General features: G+C 66.9%; 2 protein-coding genes. One reads left to right on the top strand and one right to left on the bottom strand.

All coding sequences use genetic code 11. The annotated features are described in order from the left end of the window. Nucleotides 1–564: 564 nt before the first annotated feature. Entirely contained in the window at nucleotides 565–1,383 is an 819-nt protein-coding gene (locus ABTY04_RS40605) for a glutamate ABC transporter substrate-binding protein (protein ID WP_352218453.1), read from the top strand. A gap of 683 nt (nucleotides 1,384–2,066) precedes the next feature. On the opposite strand, the gene ABTY04_RS40600 is transcribed toward ABTY04_RS40605, so the two are convergent. Next, complete coding sequence (locus ABTY04_RS40600; RefSeq protein WP_352218452.1) at nucleotides 2,067–3,008, bottom strand: IS3 family transposase; 942 nt, start codon at nucleotides 3,006–3,008, stop codon at nucleotides 2,067–2,069. Nucleotides 3,009–3,255: the final 247 nt, after the last annotated feature.

Genomic DNA, 3,255 nt, shown 5'->3' with positions numbered 1-3,255 from the left:
CTACCTCGATCAGCACGAGATCCCCCGGCCGAAGTCCTGGCGCACCCTGGGCACCTGACCCCGGCGACTCCAAGATCCCCGACACAGTCAAGCTAGTCGGCTCATTCTGCAGTGGCAGCACCCAGGTGGAGGGGGGCCCGGCCGCCGCCGTACCCCGCCCTTGGTCAGCCACTCGGGGGCACCGTGTCCGGGTAGTCCTCGACCCGGCGCAGCGGGAACTCCCCCCAGGCCCGGGGGCGGGGCGTGGGTGCTGCCTCCGGCAGCCGCAATGTCCGGATGAAACGGATCTACACCTGTTCACCAAGGAGCAGTGCATTTCCATCGATCCGTACCGAACCTGTCACCAGGGACGTCCCTCTTTATCCCGTTCAAAGCCGTAATCGCCGCAGAAACGCAGGTCGAGCCGGATCGTTACCTCAAGTTTTGCCAAGATCCAGTGACACCGCGGCGGCGGCATTCTTAGCTTCCTCGTACACGCGTCTTGGACGCTTCTACGTACCCCGCGGTCCACGCGCACCGGCGATCCCGCTCCGCGTCCCGCGTCCCCGAGGAAAGAGTTGCAACATGAAGGTCCCCAAGGCTGGTGCGATGGCCGCTGTGATCGGCCTCGCCCTGACCGCCTCCGGCTGCGGCGGCGACGAAGGACCCAAGGGGACCCTCTCCATCGGCATCGCCTTCGACCAGCCCGGTGTCGGCCTGCGCGAGGCGGGGGGCACCTTCTCCGGCTTCGACGTGGACGTCTCCAGGTACATCGCCAAGGAGCTCGGCTACAAGCCGGAGCAGATCGAGTTCAAGCGGGTCGACAGCTCCGAACGCGAGCTGCTGCTCCAGTACAACGAGGTCAAGTTCGTCGCCGCGACCTATTCGATCAACGACAAGCGCCGGGAGAAGGTCGACTTCGCGGGCCCGTACTTCACGGCCCACCAGGACCTGCTCGTCCGCGCCGACGACGCCACGATCACCAAGGCCGAGGACCTCAACAACAAGAAGCTCTGCTCCACCGTCGGCTCCACCTCGGCGCAGAACGTCAAGCAGAACCTGGCGCCGAAGGCCAGCCTGCTCGAGCTCGACGGCTACTCGGAGTGCGTGATCGCCCTCCAGGACGGCCTGGTCGACGCCATGACCACGGACAACGCGATCCTGGCCGGTTACGCCGCCCAGAAGGACAACACGGGCAAGTTCCGCCTCGTCGGGCTGAACCTGAGCAACGAGAGCTACGGCATCGGCATCAAGAAAGGCAACCGGGATCTGCACGCCAAGATCAACGCCGCCCTCAAGAAGATGGTCCAGGACGGCTCCTGGGACGCGGCCGTGAAGAAGAACTTCGGCCAGGCCAACTTCAAGCACGAGCCCGCCCCGAAGGTCACCTCCGCGAGCAGCTGACGACGCCACGCCCCGGCCGCGGCAGGAGGGGAACACGCCCCCTTGCCGCGCCCGGGGCGAGGACGACGTCGGCCAGGGCGCGGGCCGGGTGGTCGGCAGGGAGCTGAGCCGCGGTGCGGCGGACGTCGCCGACGACCGCACCGCGGCTCCGGTCAGCTCTGCGGAGGCCGGCAGCAGCGAGAAGCGTACGGAAACGGCCAGCCTGTGACTGCGGGCCGGACGCCTCCCGACGAAGGTGTCGAACGGCCTCAGGGCGATGTCTGTCGCCCTCACCCGCCGAGCGCAACGCTACTGGAGTGGGCGCCGCCCGGGCCGCCGCCCGCCGATGCGGGCCACCAGTCCGCTGCCACCCTCGGTGAGGAAGAGTTGGAAGATCCATGAACTGTCGACGGCTGTGATCTTCCCTGTGCGGATCGGCTGGGCGCGCTCGCGGAGCAATTGCACCCTCGTTCCAGGCCCAGAGTCTCTATGCCCCTTCGCTGATACGACCTACGCCGACTCTCATGACCCCGGGGCATAGACCTCGGAGGACAACCCCGTCTCCTCCCACACGACGTAGTAGGCGCCGTCAACGAGGGCGGTTAGAGCAGCCTTCGAAGCTTCGTCGTCGTCAGCCAGCAGCCGCATCAACTCACGTCGTTCCATGTCCCTGAAGTTCCCCCGTGATGTTGGACACTCGATGCTTACGCCGCGAGGGCATGTCCTGGTTCGTGTCGCTGTCGGATCTCCAGCGGGGTGAGGTATCCCCAAGCGGGATGCTTCCGCAGGCGTTTCCGGTTGTAGAAGATCTCAATGAAGGCGAAGATCTCGGCCCGGGCGGTGGCGCGGTCCGGCCAGCGGCGGGTGCCGATCTCCTCCTTGAGCAGTGCGAAGAAGCTCTCGGCGGCGGCGTTGTCGTAGCAGGAGCCGGTGCGGCCCATGCTCTGTCGAAGGTCCAACCGCTCTATTTCCCGGCGGAGTTCGTCGGAGGTGTTTTCCGATCCGCGATCGGAATGCGCGATGCAGCCGGGCTTGAGCCGACCGCGGCTGGCAGCCATGTCCAGGGCGTCGACGACCAGGGACGCGCGGTGATGGTCGGCCATCGAGTAGCCGACGATCTCGCGGGTCGCCAAGTCCAGCCAGGTCGCCAGATAGAGCCAGCCCTCGTCGGTGGGGATGTAGGTGATGTCGCCGACCAGCTTCTCGCCCGGCGTGCTCGTGGTGAAGTCGCGGCCGATCAGATCCGCAGCGGGCACCGCCTTCTTCGCCGGGCGGGTCAGTGAACGGCGTTTGCGCCGGGTGATCCCGGCGATGTCGCGCTCACGCATGATCCGCTCCACGCGCTTGCGGTTGATCCGCCTGCCCGACCTGCGCAGCGCGGCGTGGATGCGCGGCACTCCGTAGGCGTGTCTGGAGGCGATGTGCAGCACCGTGATCTCGTGGGCCAGGGCGTCGTCGGCGGCCTGGCGGGCGGCGCGGGCCCGGTCAGTCTTGTCCTGCTTGACCCAGTTCCGCAGCCCCTCGGCGCTGACCCCGATCTCCCGGGCCACCTCGGTAACGGTCCTCCCGGACGAGCGGACCAGCGCGACCGCGTCCCGCTTGAACTCCTCCGAGTACCGCCTGCTGCGGTTGCTCTTACTTCCCACCTGGCACTACTTCCTCTGGAACCTCACGTCCCAGTCTCCAGGTGTCCAACATCAAGGGGAAGCTTCATCCTAGACGTGCTGGACACGCTGGGCTCGGTCGTACGCGCCTCGGACGCTGCCGTCCACGCCTACGGCCCCTGGGGGGAAAGCCGACAGACATCTCACGTGCGTAAGAAGTCAAGCCGCGACGGTCAGATCAGCCGATGAGGAGGTGAACGCGCGGTGTTCCTCGAAGACCTGCCGGGTC

Origin of the sequence: Streptomyces sp. NPDC097981, assembly GCF_040302565.1 — a bacterium.
Lineage (GTDB): Bacteria > Actinomycetota > Actinomycetes > Streptomycetales > Streptomycetaceae > Streptomyces.
Note: the sequence above shows the minus strand (reverse complement) of the source record. Positions and strands in the feature narration are given on the sequence as shown.